General features: G+C 74.1%; 16 protein-coding genes. 5 read left to right on the top strand and 11 right to left on the bottom strand.

The window, feature by feature from the left end; translation table 11 throughout:
* Window positions 1-19: 19 nt before the first annotated feature.
* The 3 genes from V5P93_RS18120 to V5P93_RS18110 are packed head-to-tail and all read right to left on the bottom strand — an operon-like array spanning window position 20 to window position 2748.
* Window positions 20-1603 carry an ABC transporter permease gene (locus V5P93_RS18120; protein ID WP_104481273.1) on the bottom strand — a complete coding sequence of 528 codons (1584 nt, stop codon included), beginning with the start codon at window positions 1601-1603 and terminating at the stop codon, window positions 20-22.
* Complete coding sequence (locus tag V5P93_RS18115; RefSeq protein WP_104481272.1) at window positions 1600-2502, bottom strand: ABC transporter ATP-binding protein; 903 nt, start codon at window positions 2500-2502, stop codon at window positions 1600-1602. The genes V5P93_RS18120 and V5P93_RS18115 overlap by 4 nt, the downstream gene beginning before the upstream one ends.
* Before the next feature lie 30 nt (window positions 2503-2532).
* Complete coding sequence (locus V5P93_RS18110) at window positions 2533-2748, bottom strand: hypothetical protein (RefSeq protein ID WP_104481271.1); 216 nt, start codon at window positions 2746-2748, stop codon at window positions 2533-2535.
* Between the two features lie 470 nt (window positions 2749-3218).
* Here V5P93_RS18110 and V5P93_RS18105 point away from each other — a divergent pair, with 470 nt between their 5' ends.
* Window positions 3219-3878: a LiaF domain-containing protein gene (locus tag V5P93_RS18105; protein WP_104481270.1), complete on the top strand. Its 660-nt coding sequence runs from the start codon at window positions 3219-3221 to the stop codon at window positions 3876-3878.
* Window positions 3879-4181: 303 nt separating this feature from the next.
* On the opposite strand, the gene V5P93_RS18100 is transcribed toward V5P93_RS18105, so the two are convergent.
* The 5 genes from V5P93_RS18100 to V5P93_RS18080 all read right to left on the bottom strand — a co-directional run bounded on the left by V5P93_RS18100 (window position 4182) and on the right by V5P93_RS18080 (window position 8616).
* Window positions 4182-4733: a hypothetical protein gene (locus V5P93_RS18100; protein ID WP_146108211.1), complete on the bottom strand. Its 552-nt coding sequence runs from the start codon at window positions 4731-4733 to the stop codon at window positions 4182-4184.
* Between the two features lie 502 nt (window positions 4734-5235).
* Window positions 5236-5808: an HPP family protein gene (locus tag V5P93_RS18095; RefSeq protein WP_181043704.1), complete on the bottom strand. Its 573-nt coding sequence runs from the start codon at window positions 5806-5808 to the stop codon at window positions 5236-5238.
* 225 nt (window positions 5809-6033) lie between these two features.
* Entirely contained in the window at window positions 6034-6627 is a 594-nt protein-coding gene (locus tag V5P93_RS18090; RefSeq protein WP_104481267.1) for a CBS domain-containing protein, read from the bottom strand.
* Window positions 6628-7076: 449 nt separating this feature from the next.
* Window positions 7077-7841 carry a GAF and ANTAR domain-containing protein gene (locus tag V5P93_RS18085; protein WP_245931536.1) on the bottom strand — a complete coding sequence of 255 codons (765 nt, stop codon included), beginning with the start codon at window positions 7839-7841 and terminating at the stop codon, window positions 7077-7079.
* Between the two features lie 64 nt (window positions 7842-7905).
* Window positions 7906-8616, bottom strand: coding sequence for a GAF and ANTAR domain-containing protein (locus tag V5P93_RS18080; protein WP_245931535.1), 711 nt, complete (start codon window positions 8614-8616; stop codon window positions 7906-7908).
* A gap of 372 nt (window positions 8617-8988) precedes the next feature.
* Between V5P93_RS18080 and V5P93_RS18075 the strand changes: the two genes are divergently transcribed.
* Window positions 8989-10368 (top strand): GAF domain-containing protein, encoded by a 1380-nt coding sequence (locus V5P93_RS18075; protein WP_104481266.1) that lies wholly within the window; start codon window positions 8989-8991, stop codon window positions 10366-10368.
* Between the two features lie 219 nt (window positions 10369-10587).
* Here the strand turns inward: V5P93_RS18075 and V5P93_RS18070 are convergent, their stop codons facing one another.
* Both V5P93_RS18070 and V5P93_RS18065 read right to left on the bottom strand, forming a co-directional pair.
* A complete protein-coding gene (locus V5P93_RS18070; protein WP_104481265.1) occupies window positions 10588-11577 on the bottom strand; it encodes a nitroreductase family protein in 990 nt (329 codons plus the stop codon).
* Window positions 11574-12086 carry a hypothetical protein gene (locus tag V5P93_RS18065; RefSeq protein WP_104481264.1) on the bottom strand — a complete coding sequence of 171 codons (513 nt, stop codon included), beginning with the start codon at window positions 12084-12086 and terminating at the stop codon, window positions 11574-11576. Before V5P93_RS18065 ends, V5P93_RS18070 begins: the two co-directional genes overlap by 4 nt.
* 228 nt (window positions 12087-12314) lie before the next feature.
* Here V5P93_RS18065 and V5P93_RS18060 point away from each other — a divergent pair, with 228 nt between their 5' ends.
* Window positions 12315-13754, top strand: coding sequence for a DUF4389 domain-containing protein (locus tag V5P93_RS18060; protein ID WP_104481263.1), 1440 nt, complete (start codon window positions 12315-12317; stop codon window positions 13752-13754).
* Entirely contained in the window at window positions 13741-14181 is a 441-nt protein-coding gene (locus V5P93_RS18055; protein WP_181043703.1) for a universal stress protein, read from the top strand. Before V5P93_RS18060 ends, V5P93_RS18055 begins: the two co-directional genes overlap by 14 nt.
* 54 nt (window positions 14182-14235) lie before the next feature.
* Here V5P93_RS18055 and V5P93_RS18050 read toward each other — a convergent pair whose 3' ends face one another.
* Window positions 14236-15243 carry a zinc-binding alcohol dehydrogenase family protein gene (locus V5P93_RS18050; RefSeq protein WP_104481261.1) on the bottom strand — a complete coding sequence of 336 codons (1008 nt, stop codon included), beginning with the start codon at window positions 15241-15243 and terminating at the stop codon, window positions 14236-14238.
* A gap of 179 nt (window positions 15244-15422) precedes the next feature.
* Between V5P93_RS18050 and V5P93_RS18045 the strand changes: the two genes are divergently transcribed.
* The gene (locus V5P93_RS18045) at window positions 15423-17948 is read left to right on the top strand and encodes a cation-translocating P-type ATPase (protein WP_104481260.1); all 2526 of its coding nucleotides are present in this window, start codon (window positions 15423-15425) and stop codon (window positions 17946-17948) included.
* Window positions 17949-18005 lie beyond the last annotated feature (57 nt).

Here is an 18005-nt window from a genome sequence, read left to right as displayed (position 1 = left end):
TGAATCCACCTGTCGGGGCTCAACCGACGTCGCGGTGGCGGAACGCTGTCAGACCGCCTGCCACCAGCACCGCCGATGCGGCGACCAGCGAGGCGACCGGCAACGGGGCGAACGCGCCGCCGGGCAGGTGGGGCAAGTGCGCGTACGGGGAGAGGCCGATCAGCCAGTCGGCGAGTCCCAGTGCCGGGCCCAACTCCCCCAGCAGCAGGAACACGGCCAACGCCGCCCAGGTCGCCTTCGCGAAGCGGGGTGCCACGCCGAACACGGCCAGGACCAAGCCCGTCAACAGCCAGCCCGCCGGTGCCTGCGCCAGCGCCGCGGTCAGCACCCGTCCGATCTGCCCCGCGTCGCCCGTGCGCGCCCCGTGTACGGCACCGGCTGCCACGCCCGCCGCGGCGAGGACGACGACCACGCCCGTGCCCGCGATCAGCAGGTGGCCCGCCACCCAGCGCGGTCGCCCCAGCGGGGTGGACAGCAGCAGGGCCGCGCGACCCGCGTCTTCCTCCACGGCGGGTCGCAGCGCGGCCTGCACGCCGTAGGCCGAGGCCACCACGCCGAGCAAGCCCACCATGGCGGCCAGCACGGCGTCGGTCATCCCGGACTGCCCACCGAGACGGGTGAACAGCTCACGTGCCTGGTCGCTGTCGAGCAGTCCACCGACCTGGTCCGCCACGCCACCGACCAGCAGCCCGTAGGCGGCGAAACCCGCGGACCAGGCCAGCAGCGATCCCCGCTGGAGCCGCCACGCGAGGCCGAGCGCGGATCGCAGCCCGCGCCCGGCGGTCGCGGGTCCGACGCGCTCGGGCAGCACACCGGCACCGAGGTCGCGACGGGCCAGCACCCCGTAGGCGGCGGCCATCAGCGCGCCCGCGACGACCAGACCGACGCAGGCGACCCACCAGTGGTCCCCGGCGAAGGGGCGCGTCCGCTGCGCCCACCCCAGCGGCGACAGCCACGACAGCCACGGCGCGGTCGTGTCGCCGATCGCGCGTACCGCGAAGGCCGCGCCGAGCGCGGACACCGCGAGGCCGTTCGCCGCCCGCGCCCCGGTGACCACCTGAGCGGCCAACGCGCCCACGCCCGCGAACACCGCGGCCACGAAGAGCCACGCCGCCGCCAGCGTGCACGAGCCCGCCACCGGCAGACCGGTCGCGCTGAGCCCCAGCGCGGTCACCACCGCCATTACCGCGTTCGCGCCGATGACGACGACCAAGGCCGCGGTCATCGGCGCGAAGCGGTCGACCAGCCCGGCGCGCACCAGTTCGAGCCTGCCCGCCTCCTCTTCCGCCCGCGTGTGCCGCACCACGAGCATTGCCGCGAGCACCGCGACCAGCACCGCGCCCGTGGTCAGGGGCTTGAGCATCGCCAGGGCCCCGAGGGAGGACACGTCCGCGATGTGGCCGTAGACCGCGACCATGGCGGGGGTGTCGTTGAGGGCACCGGCCGCCTGCCGCACGGAGTCCGCCGTCGGGTACAGGCCCTTCGTCGCGGCGGCGGAGGTGATCGCGACCAGGGCGAGCGCGGCCATCCACGCGGGCAACAACACCCGGTCCCGGCGCAGCGCCAGTCGCGCCAACACCCAGGTTCCCTCGGGGACGGTCATGACCGGCTCCCGTAGTGGCCGAGGAACAGCTCCTCGAGGGTGGGCGGCTGGCAGACCAGGTCACGCACCTCACGCTCGGTGAGCACGTGCAGCACCTGTGACAACCGGTTCCCATCCACCCGGAACCGGACTTGGTCGCCGTCAGCGGTCCAGTCGTGCACGCCGGGAAGCGCCGCCAAGCCGTTGGGCGGGCCCGTCAGCCGGGCGCGCACCGTGGTCCGGGTGAGGTGGCGCAGGTCGCTCAGCGTGCCGCTGTCCACGACCCGGCCCGCGCGCACGATGCTGACGCGATCGCACACCTTCTCCACCTCGGCGAGGATGTGGCTGGCCAGCAAGACCGTGCGCCCATCCTCCCGTGCCCGCGCGACGCACTCCTCGAACACCGCCTGCATCAGCGGGTCCAGCCCGGCGGTGGGCTCGTCCAGCACCAGCAGTTCGGCGTCGGAGGCCAGCGCGGCGACCAGCGCGACCTTGCGGCGGTTGCCCGACGAGTAGGTGCGGCACCGCTTGGTGGGGTCCAATTCGAAGCGCTCCACCAACTCGGCCACCCGCGCGCGACGTGCGCCACCGCGCAACTCCCCCAACAGGCCGATCACCTCGCCGCCGGTCAACGTCGGCCACAACGTCACCTCCCCCGGCACGTAGGCCACCCTCCGGTGCAGCTCCGCGGCTTCGCGCCACGGGTCGGCGGCGAGGACGCGCGCCACCCCGGAATCCGCCCGGACAAGCCCGAGCAGCACCCGCAGCAGGGTGGTCTTGCCCGCTCCGTTGGGACCGAGCAGCCCATGCACTTCCCCCGCGCGCACCGTCAGAGCCAAGTCGTCGAGGGCGCGCGTGCGGCCGAACGCCTTGCGCAGCCCGGATGCGGTGATGGCGTCACTCGTGATTGCGTTCGCCATGGCGTGGCTCCTCTGCCGGGTGGCCGGTAGTCAGGTGGATTGGGTGGACGGTGGCGCGAACGGCCGGACCAGCACGCGTTCGCCCTCAAGGAGCACCACCGCGGTCCACCCGTACCCGGTCCCCAGGCGCGCCGCCAAGGACGCGGATCGCGCGAGGCGCGCCGGGGTGAGCAGGACCGTCTCCGTGCGGTCGACGGCGAAGGCGGGGATCAGCACGCCGCCGCCGCGGTCGACAGTCCCACGCACGACCTCGGTGAGCTGGTCCCCCCGAGGCCGGTGTCGTCGTGGCGGCGACCCGCCGGAGGTCGACTCGATCGGTGGTCGCGGCCGAGAGGGTTCCAGCAGGGGGTGGTGGTTCGGTCATCAGGTGGGCGCTGTCGGCGAGCCGCTGATGACCGAGGAAGTCGATGGCGGGCGACTGCCGAGTGCCGGTGTTCGCGGTGGGCGGTGTCCGCCTGCTTGACGTCGCGGTCACGGGTGGCTCCTCCCGGTGTCGTCGACCGCTTCCCAGAATCGCGGCGGCGACCGCGACCGCGCAGGGACGAAGGTCCTGTCCGCCGCGCGGATGGTCCGGTCTCGCCGGGTGACGTCGTCGGGTGCGAAGGTCCCGGCGATCAGGGGACCTCCGAGCGCGTCGGTCGTCGCGGGTCCGCCCTAGCGTCGACGTGCCTGGCCCCGCGTGTGCGGGGCGTCGCGATCGACACGAGGAGGTCGTCATGAAACCGGTTCGGCTGTGGATCGGCCTGGTCCTGCTCATCCTCGGGGTGCTCGGCCTGGCCGACGCGTTCGACCTGTTCGACGCGGGAAACGTCCTCGACCACTGGTGGCCGGTCGCGGTCATCGGGCTCGGGGTCACGGTCATGCTCGTGCAGCGGCGGGTGTCAGCGGGCCCGGTTGTCGTAGCGGCTTTCGGTTGCGTTCTGCTGGCGAACCAACTGGGGTGGCGCGAGAGCGGCGTGTTCTGGCCGACCGTCTTCGTCGTCATGGGCGCGGCCGTCCTGATCGGACTGCGCAGGCACCGCGTCGTCGACCACAGCGAGTTCACCGCGCCGGTGGCGGTGTTCGGCGGCACCAGGACCGTCGACCGCTCCGCGCACCTCACGCACGCCGACGTCTCCGCGATCTTCGGCGGCGCCACCCTCGACCTGCGCGAGGCGCACGTCGAGCGGGAGGCCACAGTGGACGCGCTCGCGCTTTTCGGTGGCGTCGACGTCCTCGTGCCACGCGGGTGGCGGGTGCGCATCACCGGCATGCCGGTCATGGGCGGGTGCGAGGACAAGACCGCGGGGGAACAGCTCCCGCCGGAGGCACCTGTGCTGGTCGTGCGCGCTACCGCCGTGTTCGGCGGGATCCGTGTGGGCAACGAACCCGGCTGAGCGTCCCCCGGCGCCGTCGGCGGGCCGACCACGAGCTGCCGCGCCCGCCGATCGGTTGCGGTAAGCCGCCAACAGCCGGTGGTGCCGACGGTGGGCGACCTGGCCGCGCGTGGTCGGTCGGATGACGGGCAAGGGTAGTCGGTCGCGTCCGCGAACCGCGGCGGGTTCGCCGACTCGTCGCGGGTCACGCCGTCCGTGGGCACCCGATGCCTGGCAAATCGGTGCCGGAAAGCGGTGTCCAGGCCGCCGGTCGCCGCGTAGGGCCCTACTCGGCAGTCTGCCTTCTACGTGCGAGCACAGGTCTCAGGGCGTGTGGTGGCTCCAGCGGGGGCCGACACGGGCCCATTCCTCCGCCCAGCCGCGCAACCGGAGCCGGTCGAGTGCCGAGTGCGCGGTCGCGCAGAGCACCACCAAGCCGACCAGTGCGAACATCAGGACCAAAACGGCGACGGTGATGGCGCTGGTCACCGCGTCGGTGGCGCGGGTGGGCTGGGAAACCGGCTCGCCGGTCACCACGTCGAGCCAGACCGTCTGGTGCTCGCCCACCCGGGTACCTTCCGGCACGGACGCCATCCCGGTGTGCCGCTCCCCGCCCGCGAACCACTCCACAGGCGCCTGGAAGCTGTGCGGCAGGGCGGCGCCGCCGCTGCCGGAGAGACCCGCGGGTGTGGCCACCAGCACGGTCGCCTCGGCGGGGATCCGCGTGGCCTGCTCCCGACGCGCCGCCGCCGAAGTGCCGACGTACACCTCGGTGCCGACCGCCGCCGCGACCGGCACGGCCACGAGTGCGCCCAGTGCGCAGAGCACGACGACAACCGCCTCGACGTGGTCGGCGCCGCGGGCGGAGGAACGCACCGACCACCTCAGCAGGCGCAGGAACCCGCGGGTCCGCTCCGGTCGCGGGACAGGACCGATGGTCGACCGAGGCATTTTCGCGCTCCCGTTCGTCGTGTGCTCCTCCCAGCGAGTACAGCGGAGACGAAGGGGCCACGGCAGAGGACGACTTCCCGGGGTTGCCGAACCGATCGTCCCGGCGATCGCGGCGTAGGTCCCGATCCGCGCGTCGGTCGACTGGACCCGGGTACACGGTCCTGGACTCCGGCCCGGATCGGAGCGGCCCGTGTCTGCCGCACTCCTCTGTGGACTGAACGAGCAAGTCCGCCGAGGTGCTCTTCCGCGAGAAGCCGGGTTGTGACGTGTCTCGGGGGCCAGGGGTGTTCGAGGGCAAGGAGACCACCGCCAAGCGGGTCGACCGGCGCGGCGCGGTCATCGGGGAGGCGTGGCGATGTGCCGTGACGACATCGCGGTATCCACGCCGCCTTGTCGCGCTGCCGCGGGTGAACCCCGCGTCGCGCGATCAGTCACGGGGTCCAGGCGCCGGTCGTGTGCGCGCCGTCCGCACCCCGGGTACCGAAGACGCCAGGGCTCGGACCACGCGCTCCTCGCGGCCGCTGCGGAACTCGCCGGTCACCACCGCGTTGCCATCGGTGACGGCGCAGTCGAGCGCGCACGGCTGGACGTTGTCCGCGACGAGTTTGCACACCCGCACGGCCAGCACGTCATCCCGGGTTTCCAGGGCGTCGAGCAGGTCGCTCAGGCCGATCACCCCGGCGAGGCCGCCGTCCCCGTCCACCACGGGCAGCGCCTGGTGGCCCGTGCCCAGCAGGAGCCTGGCGACGTCCCCGCAGTGGGCGGTCGACGTGATGGGCCGCACGGGGTCCATCACGTCCGCGGCGGTGGCGGCCCGCGGGATCGACCGGACCTGCTCGCGCAGCAGGTCGCCCGAGGACACCATCCCGACCACGCGGTCGTCCGCCACGACCGCGACCGCGCCGTCACGCGCCGCGCGCAACACCTCCCGCACCGCGCGCAGCGGCGTGTCCGGCCGCACGGCCACCGCTCCCGCGTCCATGATCTCGCTCGCCAGCATGACGCCTCCTGATCGGTCTCGGCCCGCGCGATCCAGCCCGCGCCCGCCCCGTCCGGGCGGGCGCGGTTCGTCTCCACCGACACTGACCGCGGACACCCCCGGGCGACCAGTGACGAGAGGTACGCCCATCCAGTGGCGGACGCTCGCCGTTCCGGGGCCGGATTCCCCTGTCCGCCCACCACCGGGGAACGGCGATGTCCAACGCCGGGCCCCGTGCCGCGGACCTCAGTCGTCCCAGCCGGACGAAGTGGGGGCGAGCGCCGACAACCGGACCTCGCGAACGCCCGGGACGGTGCGGCACAGGGCGACGACCAGGCCGCGCTCGGCCTCGTCGGCGAACTCGCCGGTCACGACGAGCCGCCCGTCGTCGGCCTCGACCCGCCAGTGGCGCCTGCTGCCCGCGTAGTCGTCGAGCAGGGCGCGCACCTTGGCGGCGATGACGTCGTCATCGCGGACCATGGAGCGCAACAGGTCCCGGCGGGCGACCACACCGACGAGCAAACCCTCTTCCACAACCGGCAGGCACCGCAGCCCGGTCCGCAGCATCGTCTCCGCGACCGTCGACACGTCGTCGGCCGGGTGCGCGACCTCGACCGGGCGAACCATCACCGACGACACCGGCGCGTCGGGAGAGACCTGCCGGTCGCCCACGTGGCGGAGCAACTCGGGCTCGCCCACCACACCGACCACGCGACCCAGGTCGTCCACGACCGGCAGGCTCGCGTAGCCGTGCTCGGTGATCACCGTGACCACCTCGCGCACCGTGCTCCCCGGTCGGGCGCTGAAGACCGGCCTGCTCATCAAGTCCCGAACCCGCATCGCATCCTCCACACCGGACGGACCAACCCGTCCTCCGCCAGTGGCGCGCCCGGGGCGGACGCGCTGCTCCCACCTCTCGATCGTCGCCACTCGCGCGGGTGTCGGGCAGTGGTCGCGGGACCTCGACCGGCGGTGACCTTCGGCACTGCCCCGATCACCGCACCTCGAACGAGGGCGGGTACCGGGCTCGGTGCGCGCCCCGGGAGGAGCGGTGGCGGCGGCGAAGCGGTCGGCTCAGCAGCGACCCGGGCGGCGGCCTACCTCCTCGCGGGCGGTATCACCGACGACCGCACACCGACGTGAGGTGGTGGCTGGAACCTCCCGCGGTCGTGGTCGCCGCGCTGCCGTTCCTCGCCCGGTTCCCGGGATCCCGCCAACCCGATGGGCGAGGCCGGGCCCGCGGGGTGGTTCAGCCCCCACCGGGGAGGAGCCGCGTCGGAACGAGGTCGTCACGTCGAACCCCGCCCGGGCGGCGCGCTCAGGGTCAGGACGGCCGCCGGGGTGATGACCCCGGTGACGACCTGGTGAGCGACTTCGGAGACCAGGGCGTTGCGGCTGCGCCCGTAGGCCCGCAGCGCCTGGAACGCTTGGTGCATGTCGAGCCTGCCCGCGTGCGCCAGCACGCCCTTGGCCTGCTCGATCGTGATCCGGTTGTTCAGCGCGGTCTGCAACTGCTCGGTGAGCACTTCACCGCGGCGGATCGCGCGTTCGTGCAGGATTCCGATGGTGGCGATGTCGGCCAAAGCCCGAGCGACCAGCAGGTCCTGCTCGGCCATCGCACCCACGCCGTGGTCGAAGAGGTTGAGGGCGCCGATGGTGTTCTGGCGCAGGCGCATCGGGATGGCGTGCACCGCGGCGAAGCCACGGGAGACCGCCTGGGGGACGAACCTCGGCCAGCGGGCGCGCTCGGCGGCCAGGTCGGGAACGCGGACCGGTTCGCCCGCCCCGATGCAGTCCAGGCAGGGACCCTCGCGGATCTGGACCTGGAACAGCTCCAACAGCCGGGTCTCGTCGGTCGACGACGCGAGCACCTGCAGACCGCCGCGCTGGTCGGACAGCACGAGCCCGGCCGCGGCCGAGTCGAGCAGGCTGACGCAGTATCCCACGAGTTCGTGCAGCATCTCGACGACGTCGTAGTCGTCGACCAGCGTGTCGGCCATCCGCACGAACGCGCCCAGCAGCAGCGCCTCCCGCGCCGATCCCGGCGTCTCCACAACGGGAACCTCCTTTCCTACTTCGCCCGAACAGCGTAGAACGTGCCGGGCGGCCACAGGTGGATCACGCTCCCCCGACGTCCGCGGGGTGAAGCCTGCGGGACACGAGGTCGTCGGCGACCTCGTCCACGAGGCGTCCGGTGGTGAACGCGTGTCCGCGCAGGCGGGCCAACGCGTGCTCCGGCGACACGCCGAACTCCGCGATGAGCATTCCGACCGCTTGGTGCACCTGGGCGCGGCGCAACGGCAGGTCCGTCCACGCCCCGGCCGCTCGGTCGAGCCCGAGCCCCAGCAACACCAGCGTCGCGACGTCGACCAGGCGCAGGGCGACCCGCAGCTGCGCGGCCGACAGCCAGCCCGGAGTCCGCCGGTACAGGTCGAGCGCGCCGATGCTGATCGCCCCGGCGACCAGCGGGAACCCGAACAGGGCCCCGACCGGCTCCGCCCCGATCTCCGCGGCGAACACCGGCCAGGCCACGTCGCGCAGGTTCGGGGCGAGCGCGGGCCGCTTGGTGTCGAACGCTTGAAAGCACGGCCCCTCACCCAGGCTGAACTGCACCGCCTCGATGCGGGCGGCGACCCGATCGGTCGCGTACAGGCATTCGCGCCCGAGGTCGCCGGTCATGACCGAGACCGACGCGCCGTCGACCGGCAGCAACTCGACGCAGGCATCGCACACCTTCGCGAGCGCGTCGAGTTCGCTGCCGCCGCCGCGCAGGTCCCCCACCACGCGGTGACGAACCCGGTCGGCCTCGTCATCACCGGCCTCAGCCACGACGAGCGCACCAGTGGACCACGCGCGCGACACCTCCTGCCCACTCCTGAACGAAGTCCGCGGGGGCACGACGGTTGCGCAGAGCCCGCACAGGGTCAGGCGGGCAACGTACCCGACGCGGCGCACGTCCGGTGAAACGGTCCTGGCCGCTCGGTGCCCGTTCACTCCCGCGTGTGATGGGGTTCATCGCGAACTCCCGCCGCGACTCGACCGCCGCCGCGTCGCGGCTCACGGACCCACCCGCTCGGCGGTTCCCCCGGCCGGTGATCCGATTATGGTCGAGTCGTGGAACGAAGCGACCCGGTCCACACAAGCTGACATCGTTGGCCGTGACCCCGCCGACACGTGACACGTGAGCGATGGGGAATCGTCATGTCGAACGCGTCTCGGGAGCAGGTGTCCGACCACGGCTCCGCCCGCTGGGAGGCCTTGCTCGCCAGGATCACCCACAGCAGTGCGAGCGCGCTGGTGTCGGTCTGCGCGACGGGAGACCCGCGGTCGACTCCCGGCGCCGACGGGGTGATCGAGACCGCGGCGCTGGTCCGCGCCGTCCTGGAGGCGGGCGCACGCGCGACGCGGTGCCTGCCCGCCGCCCCCTCCGGCGTGCCCGCCACGACCGAGGACACCCTGGCGGAAGCACTCGCGCTGACGGTGGCGATGGTCCGCGACAGCGCGCGGCACATCCGCGAGTCCGCGTTGCGGGAGCGCTGGGCGGCGGCGTCGGCCTGCGCGAGCGTCCAACTGTTCTACGGCGGTGGCCAGCGCCCGCTCGACCAGCTCACCGACCGCGCCGCCGAGGCCGCCGAGGCCGATTTCGGCACCCTCACGCTGCTTTCCGACTCGGGGGTGTTGCGGGTGCGCGCGGTGACCGGGTCGCTCGCCGCCGACCTCACCGCGGGCACCTCCCCGCACCCCGTGCACAGCCTGGCGGCGCGCGTGGTCCGCGCGGGGAAGGCGTTGCTGGCCGAGGCGTACCCGGAGGCCCGCGCGATCGGTCCGGTCGCCATGGTGCCGCTCAGGTGGGGAGACCGGGTGACCGGCGCCCTCGCCGTCGGCCGGACCCCGGGTGGACCACCGTTCACACCCGTCGACCTGCGCCACCTCGGGGCGTTCGCCGGGCAGGTCGCGGGAGCGATCGAGTTCGCGTGGTCCAGCGCGGCGCACGACCAGTCCGAGCACCGCGACGAAGTCGACACGGCGGTGGCCGCGTTGACCGACGCGGTGGTCGGCGACCTGTTCGCGGTGGGGTTGGGACTGCGGAACCTCATCGGCACCGGTACGCCGCCCGCGCACCGCGAACGCCTCACCGAGCACATCGACTCGCTCACGGCCACCGCCTCCCGCGTCCGCGACTTCTTCGCCGCCGAGTTCCCCCGCCGCCGACACCCCGTTCCCCTCTCCCTGCGCCTGCTCGCGACCGCCGACGCGGCGGAGCTGGTGATCGACACACCGGTGCGGGTGGCCCTGGCCGACAACATCACCCGGATGTGCCCGCCCGGTCTCGCCGACGACATCATCGCGGTCGCACGCGACGCGCTGACGACCGTGGCGCACGCCCGACTCGTCGAACTGTGCGTCGACTTCGACGGTGACACGTTCGCGGTGGCGGTTCAGGACGACGGTGCGCCCACGGTCGCCAGATCACGTCTGGTGGCCGTCCTGCGGGATCTTTCCGACGGCTCCCGCTCCGTGCGCCAGACGCGGGGAGTCGACGGGACCAGGGTGTTCGTCTGGACCGCCCGACTCCCGTGAACGACGCGGCGCGACCACGGTTCTGATCCGAGCTGGAGGGGCGGACAATGGCCGGTACGCCCCGTATGTCCTCAGTGGAAGAACTGGCTCCGCTCGACGGCAACGGGTTCCGGACCGAGAGTTCGGTGGGCTGGTCCATCGCCGTGGTTCCGTCCGCGGTTCACCTGGCGGTGAGGGGCGTGTCGGAGCCGTCGACTCCGACCTGCCCGTGTGAAGTGGTCACCCGGGCCTCCCGGACTCTTCGGACGTGACGCGGATCAGGTCGTCGGTGGATCGGCGCCTGCTGGGCGCGGGCACCTCGGCGGGGTGCCCGACCCTCAGCAGGAGTTGGGGGTAGCCGGACAGGTCCAGTCGCCGGATCAGGGACTTCCGCGCCTCGGGGACGTGCAGTGGCTGGGTGAGAACCGAGCCGGCCAGTCCGGCGGCGACGGCCCCGAGCCACAGCTGTTGGGTGACCATCCCGGCGGCGAGGTGGTCGCTGCGGCCGTCGCCGGTGGTGGTGATCAGGAGGTAGCTCTCCCGCGCCAGGCGGGCGGCCAGCACGTCGTCGTCGGGGACCGCGGTGTGCTCGTCGACGAGACCGGTCCAGGGCAGTGTGGGGGTGCCACCCGCGCTGGGCAGCCCGTCGTCCGCGCCGCCGCGCCACGCGGCGAGTTCGCGCTGGTACGCGTGGTCGTGGCGGAATACCAGCGCGCTGCGCGCGAGGACCCGCGCCAGGTCGCCGGTATCGCCGGGGGCGTGCAGGATGCGCACGGCCGCGGCCCGCGGGGTGTCCTCGAGCGCCTGGTCGCGCAGCGCGCACAACAGGGCGGCGTCGACCGGGTCGGGTGTGAACGCCCCGCGGTGGCTGTGCCGGTTCGGGATGGCGCGGTAGACGGCCAAGTCGGTCTCGGTGGGCTCCCGGCGCCCACCCGCGTCGATCCGGGCCACGACCTCGGGCCGGGTCGGGTCCGGGAACTGGCGCCAGGGAGCGGCCCAGCCGAGCTGGCGCACCGCGACGCGCACGGTGGTGACGGCGGCGCCGCAGGAGATCAGCCGGTCGCGGCCGAGCCGGTCGTGCCGGGGCAGCGCGATGTCCACCCGCTCCAGCACACGCGCCGCGCGGCCGTCCAGCTCCAACAGCCAGGGTTGGCTGTTGTGCACCGACGGCGCGCGGGAGAACGCCGCCGTGAGCACGGCCACCTCGCCTCGATCCCACTCCGCGATCATGCTCGCCCCTCCTCGCCGGCCACCCCGGTCGCGACCTCGTTCAGCGCGCGGCGGGTTGCGGGCGCCTCGATCAGTTGGGACAAAAGGGAAAAGGCCAACTCCTCGGCGCAAGCTGTGAGCAGCACCCGCGGCAACGCCCGACCCGCGGCGACCTGGTCGCCATCGCGGTCGCCGGGGGTGGTCGGCACGGCGGGCATCGGTAGCGGCTCGACAGGCAGCGGCGACACCGGGGAGTCGAAGTCCCGCAACACGACCAGGGTGGCAGGCGATGGCGGCCTGCCCACCGCGAAGGCGGGTGCGCCGTCGCCGTCACCGGATCCCGCCGTCCAGGCGCGGACCTCGGCCACGTGTGCCGGGTCACGACCCAGCACGTGGTCGACGCGGCGGATGAGCTCGGCCACCGCGCCCAGGTCCGCGGGGCGCTCCGGCAGGCGCAGTCGGGCACCTTCACCCGCGGCGGCGCGCACCGCCGCGCCGGAGGATGTCGCTGTGGTGTCCTCGGCGGGCATCTCGGCTCCTTCCGTGTCGTCCACCAGGCTGCCCGGTCGGCGGGCACGCGGGCACGGACGGCGGACCCCGGCGACCGGGACGTTGGTCCCGCACCAGGCGAACTCCTCGATCGTTCCCGCCGAGCAGGGCGATGCGGCACGGCGCGACCGGGACTTCCGTCGGTGTCCGGCCGGTCGTCGGGTGGGTGAGGCTGGAACCGACACCGAGAGCGGGGGAACGGAGGAGTGATGGCGCGACAACCGGAGCCGGTCAGGGTGACCGGGACGCTCGACTCGCCTTCGCGGTGGTTGTGGTTGGTCAAGTGGTTGCTGCTGCTGCCGCACTTGCTGGTGCTTGCCGCGCTGTGGTTGGGATTCGTCCTGGTCGTTGTCGTCGCGTTCTTCGCGATCCTGGTCACCGGCCGCTACCCGCGACCGCTGTTCGACTACACCACCGGGGTATTGCGTTGGAGTTGGCGGGTGCACTACTACGGATACGCCGCCCTGGGCACGGACCGGTACCCGCCGTTCACCCTGGCCGACGTGCCCGACTACCCCGCCAGGCTGCACATCGCCTACCCGGAGCGGCTTTCGCGGGGTCTCGTGCTGGTCAAGTGGATCCTGGCGGTGCCGCACTACCTGGTGGTCGGCCTGCTCGCCGGCGGCGGCCTGTGGTTGGCGGGCAACGCCGACACCGGTGGCTTCCACTGGGGCGCCGGTGGCTTGGTCGGTGTGCTGACGCTGGTCGCGGGCGTGGTTCTGCTGGTTCGGGGCGAGTACCCGACATCGCTGCACGACCTGGTGGTCGGGCTCGACCGGTGGGTGCTGCGCGTGGCCGCCTACACGGCGCTGCTGACCGACCGGTACCCGCCGTTCCGGCTCGACCTCGGCGCGGACGAAACCGGTGCCCCAGCGGAAACCCCGCACGCGGACGTCGCGCCCGCCGTCTCCCCGCGGCCCGGGTGGACTCCGGGCCGGGTGGTCGCCATGGTCGTGGGAGTCGTCGTGGCGTTGTCGGCGGTGGGTTTGCTGACCGGGGGCATCGGTCTGGTCGTGGCCGACCGGGGTTACCGTGACCAGGACGGCTACCTGCACACCGCGACCCGCGAAGCCACCAGCAACGGCTACGCCGTGGTCGTCGAGCACGTGGACTTGGCGCGCGGTACCGGGTGGCCGTGGATGGCACGCGCGGTGGGCGAGGTGTCGATCCGGGTCGACGCCGGGGAACGCCCCGTGTTCGTCGGCCTGGCGCCGGCCGCGCGGGCGCGGGGGTACCTGACGGGCGTGGACCGCACCGTGCTCGGATCGGTCACGATGCCGATGCACAACGGCGTGAACACCCGCGACATCACCGGTGACGCGCCTCGGACACCGCCCGCCGCGCAGTCGTTCTGGACGGTCACCGGGACCGGCAGCGGGGTGGTGCGGCTGGACTGGACCCCGATCGAGGGTGACTGGACGGTCGTGCTCATGAACGCGGACGCCTCGGCCGGGGTCGACGCGCGGGTGTCGATCGGAGCCACCGCGCCCGCGCTGCCCTGGCTGGCCGCCGGGTTGTTCACCGCGGGCGCCGTTCTGCTCGCGGGCGGGGTCGCCCTGGTGGTCGGCGCGGCGCGCCGAGCCACCCCGAACCATCCACTCAGGACAGCGCAGGTCGATGACGAGGAGGAAGACCATGTCCGGAAATAGGTCCGGCGGCGGGCGGCGTTTCGTGGTCGGCTACGACGGCTCGGGCCACGCCACCGCGGCGCTGCGATGGGCACTGGCCCACGCCGACGCAGAAGGCGCCGCGGTGGCCGCGATCGAGGTGGTGGCACCGGAAACCGCGTTCGTGCCCGCCGCGCCCATGTCACCGCAACCCCACGGTGGCCAACCGCCTCGACGCCCCCTGCCCGAACCCGCCGAACTGCTCGGTGACCACGCGCGGGTCCCGCTGTCGGTCGAACGCGTCGAGGGCCGCACCGGCCGGGCGCTGGCCGAAGCGGCCCGGGACGCCGACCTGGTGGTGATCGGGGCGCACCACTCCCCCGCGCACATCACCTCGGGAGTCGGCGCGTTCGCCGCGGACTGCCTGCGGCACGCCGGCTGCCCGGTGGTGATCGTGCCCGCGGAGTGACCGCCACGCGCGGCTCGGCCACCCGCCACTCCCCGGCGGGTGGCCGAGCCGCCGCTACGGCACCAGGACGGCGGCGCCGCGCACCCGGTCGGCCGCGAGATCGCGCAGTGCGCGGGCGGCACCGTCGAGCGGGTACGCCGACGCGATCACCCGAAGCGGGTGCGTTCCGGCGAGGGCGAGGAGGTCCCTGGCGTCGGCGCGGGTGTTGGCGGTGACGCTGCGCAGTTGGCGCTCCTGGAACAGGTGCCGCCGGTAGTCCAGCGGCGGGATGTCCGAGAGGTGGATACCCGCCACCGCCAGCGTCCCGCCGCGGTCCAGCGCGGCCAACGCGGCCGGCACCAGCTCGCCCGCGGGCGCGAACAGGATCGCGGAGTCCAGCGGCTCGGGCGGGTGTTCGGCGGCGCCCCCCGCGGACGCGGCGCCGAGTTCCAGCGCCAACTCGCGGGCGCGGGGATCCCGGGTGAGCACGTGCACGGTCGCGCCCTCGGCGACGGCCAACTGGGCGGTGAGGTGGGCACTGGCACCGAAGCCGTAGATGCCCAGCCGCCCGCCCGGTGGCAGGGCGCTGCGCCGCAGCGCCCGGTAGCCGATGATGCCCGCGCACAGCAGCGGCGCGGCTTCGACGTCGGTGTACCCGGTGGGCAGCGGGTGGGCGGAGGCAGCGGGCGCCACGGTGTACTCGGCGTAGCCGCCGTCGGCGTCCCACCCGGTGTAGACGGAACCGGGACACAGGTTCTCGGCGCCGCGCAGGCAGTAGCGGCACCGCCCGCACACCCCGCGCAGCCACGCCACGCCGAGCCGGTCGCCCACCGCCACACCGGACACGCCCGCGCCGGTGGCGACCACCTGTCCCACGACCTCGTGCCCTGGGACCACGCCGGACCGGTGCACCGGCAGGTCCCCCTCGGTGATGTGCAGGTCGGTCCGGCAGACGCCGCAGGCCAGCACGCGCAGCAGCACGTCCCCCGGACCGGGCTCGGGCACGGGTTCGCGCCCGGCGACCAGCGGCTCACCGGTGGGCGCGCCCGGCGCGCGGACGCGCCAGGCCAGGTGTTCGGCCATATCGGGCTCCTCTCCGCGCCCGACCAGCCTCACCCGCCGGGCCCGGCCCCGACGCGGCCCATGTTCGTGTCTTGCCGGGACGTTCGGCTCTGCTGGGTGGTGGGCGGGCGGTCGAGCGTGGACGACGACCGCTTCCCGTGCCCGGCACGGGTTCGCCGAGGGGAAGGGCCGCCGCGATCATGGCGCAGACACCGGTGACCGACTCGCCGCGCGGGTTGACCGACGCCGAGGCCGCCGAGGTGCGGGCCCGGGTGGGCCACAACCTGATGGCCGAGCCGAAGCGGGCGGGCCGGGGTGCGCGGGTGCTGGCGCAGCTGCGCGACCCCATGGTGCTGTTGCTGCTGGTGGCCGCCGCGTTGGCGCTGGTCCTGGGGGACTTCGCCGATGTGGCCGTCATCGGGGCGGTGGTGGTGCTCAACACCGCTGTCGGCGTGGCGCAGCAGTCACGGGCCGAACGGGCGTTGGCGGCGTTGCGCTCGATGTCCGCGCCGACCGCGACCGTGGTGCGCGACGGGACGGCGCGGGAGGTGCCGTCCGCTGAGGTCGTCCCCGGCGACGTGGTGGTCCTGACCGCCGGTGACGTCGTGGCGGCGGACGCCGCGCTGGTGCGGGCGCACGCGCTGCGCGTCGACGAGGCGGCCGTCACCGGTGAGTCGGTCCCGGTGGACAAGCCCGTCGGCGGTGAGGTCGCGGCGGGCACGGTCGTCACCCACGGCCGGGGCGTCGCGGTGGTGAACCGGACCGGTCCCGACAGCGGTCTTGGCCGCATCGCCGCCTTGGTGGGGGCGCAACGGCCCCGCCCGACGCCGTTGCAGCGCAGGCTCGCCGACCTGGGACGCGTGCTCGCCCTCGCCGCGGTCGGGCTGTCGGTGGTGGTCGCCGCCATCGGCTTGGCGCGCGGCGAGCCGGTGGGCGCGATGGCCCTCACGGCGATCAGCCTGGCCGTGGCGGCGGTGCCCGAGTCGCTGCCCGCCGTGGTCACCCTCGCGCTCGCGCTGGGGGCGCACCGGATGGCGCAGCGGCGCGCCGTGGTCCGGTCCCTGCCCGCGGTGGAGACCCTGGGCTCGGTCACCGTGCTGGCCACGGACAAGACCGGCACCATCACCGAGGGCCGGATGGTCGCCGAGCGGGTGTGGACACCCGAACGGGGTGAGGTCGACCCGGGCGCCGAGCTGCCCGCGGCGCTGCTGCGCGCGGTCGTGCTGTGCAACGACGCGGACCCGCGTGCCACGCCCGGGGACGACCGGGTGGCCATCGCGGGCGACCCGCTGGAGGTGGCGCTGCTCTCGATGGCCGCGGCCGCGGGCGTGGACTGCGCGGCGCTGCGCGACCGCCACCCCCGGATCGATGAACTGCCGTTCGACAGCGAGCGCGGGCGGATGACGACCGTGCACCAGGCGGGCGAGCACTGGCTGGTGGTGTCCAAGGGCGCGCCCGAAACCCTGCTCGCCGAGGGCACCGAGGCCGTGGACGCGGCGGAACGGCTGGCGCGCCGGGGGTACCGCGTCCTCGCCGTGGCCGCGGGCGGCGGATCGGGTGCCGCTCCCGGGGCCGCCGCGGGTGAGCGGGCGGTGCGGCTGCTCGGCTTGGTGGCGCTCGCCGACCCACCGCGGTCCGACAGCGCCGAGGTGGTGACCGCGTTCCAGGAGGCGGGCATCGAACTCGTCATGATCACCGGGGACCACCCGCGCACGGCGGCCTCGATCGCGGACCGCGTGGGCATCGGTGACGGCGGCGAGGTGCGCACCGGCGAGGAACTCGCCGCCCGCGGCGCGGGAGCGCCGGGCCGGGTGCGCGTGTACGCGCGCACCCGGCCCGAGCAGAAGCAGGCGATCGTGCGGGCCTGGCAGGACGAGGGCCACGTGGTCGCGATGACCGGTGACGGCGTCAACGACGCCCCCGCCCTGCGGCGGGCCGACATCGGCGTGGCCATGGGCGGCGGCACGGAGGTGGCGCGGCAGGCCGCGGACCTGGTGCTGACCGACGACAACCTGGGCACCGTGGCCACCGCGGTGGAAGAGGGCAGGCGCATCCACGCCAACGTCCGGACCTTCCTGCGCTACGCGGTCTCCGGCGGTGTGGCCGAGGTGCTGGTGATGCTGACCGGACCGCTGCTGGGCCTACCGGTCCCACTGCGACCGGGGCAGATCCTGTGGATCAACCTGCTGACCCACGGACTGCCCGGGGTGGCGATCGGTGCCGAACCCGCCGCGGCGGGGGCCATGCGCGCCCGGCCGCGCCCACCCGGGGAGTCGATCCTGGGCGCCGGTCTGTGGGCGCGGACAGCGTGGACGGGGGCGCTGATCGCCGCGGTCACCCTGGGCGTCGGGGTGTGGGCGGCGCACACCGGCCGGGAGTGGCAGACGCTGGTCTTCCTCTGCCTGGGCCTCGCCCAACTCGGTGTCGCGACGGCGCTGCGGCGCCCTGGCGCCCGCCCGAGGTTCCTCGACCTCGCCGTGATCGCGGCCGTGGCACTGCAACTGGCGGGCGCGTGGCTCCCCCCGCTGCGGGACGCGCTGGGCACCGCGGCGGTACCGGTGGGCGACCTGCTGCCCACCGTGGTCGCCGCCACGGTCCCCGGACTGGTGGTGCGGGCGCTCCGGCGCCGCGAGAACCGTTCGCCGGAGACAATCGGGCGCGGTGGGACCCGACCGCGCGACCGCCGGGCGGAACCCCGCGAACCGCGTCGTGGAACGGATCGGTGATACCGGCGGTCGAGCGTCGCGCTCCGCGTGCCCCAGCGCCACATCGGGTCGCCGAGA

It is taken from the genome of Actinokineospora auranticolor (assembly GCF_041897805.1).
Lineage (GTDB): Bacteria > Actinomycetota > Actinomycetes > Mycobacteriales > Pseudonocardiaceae > Actinokineospora > Actinokineospora auranticolor.
Note: the sequence above shows the minus strand (reverse complement) of the source record. Positions and strands in the feature narration are given on the sequence as shown.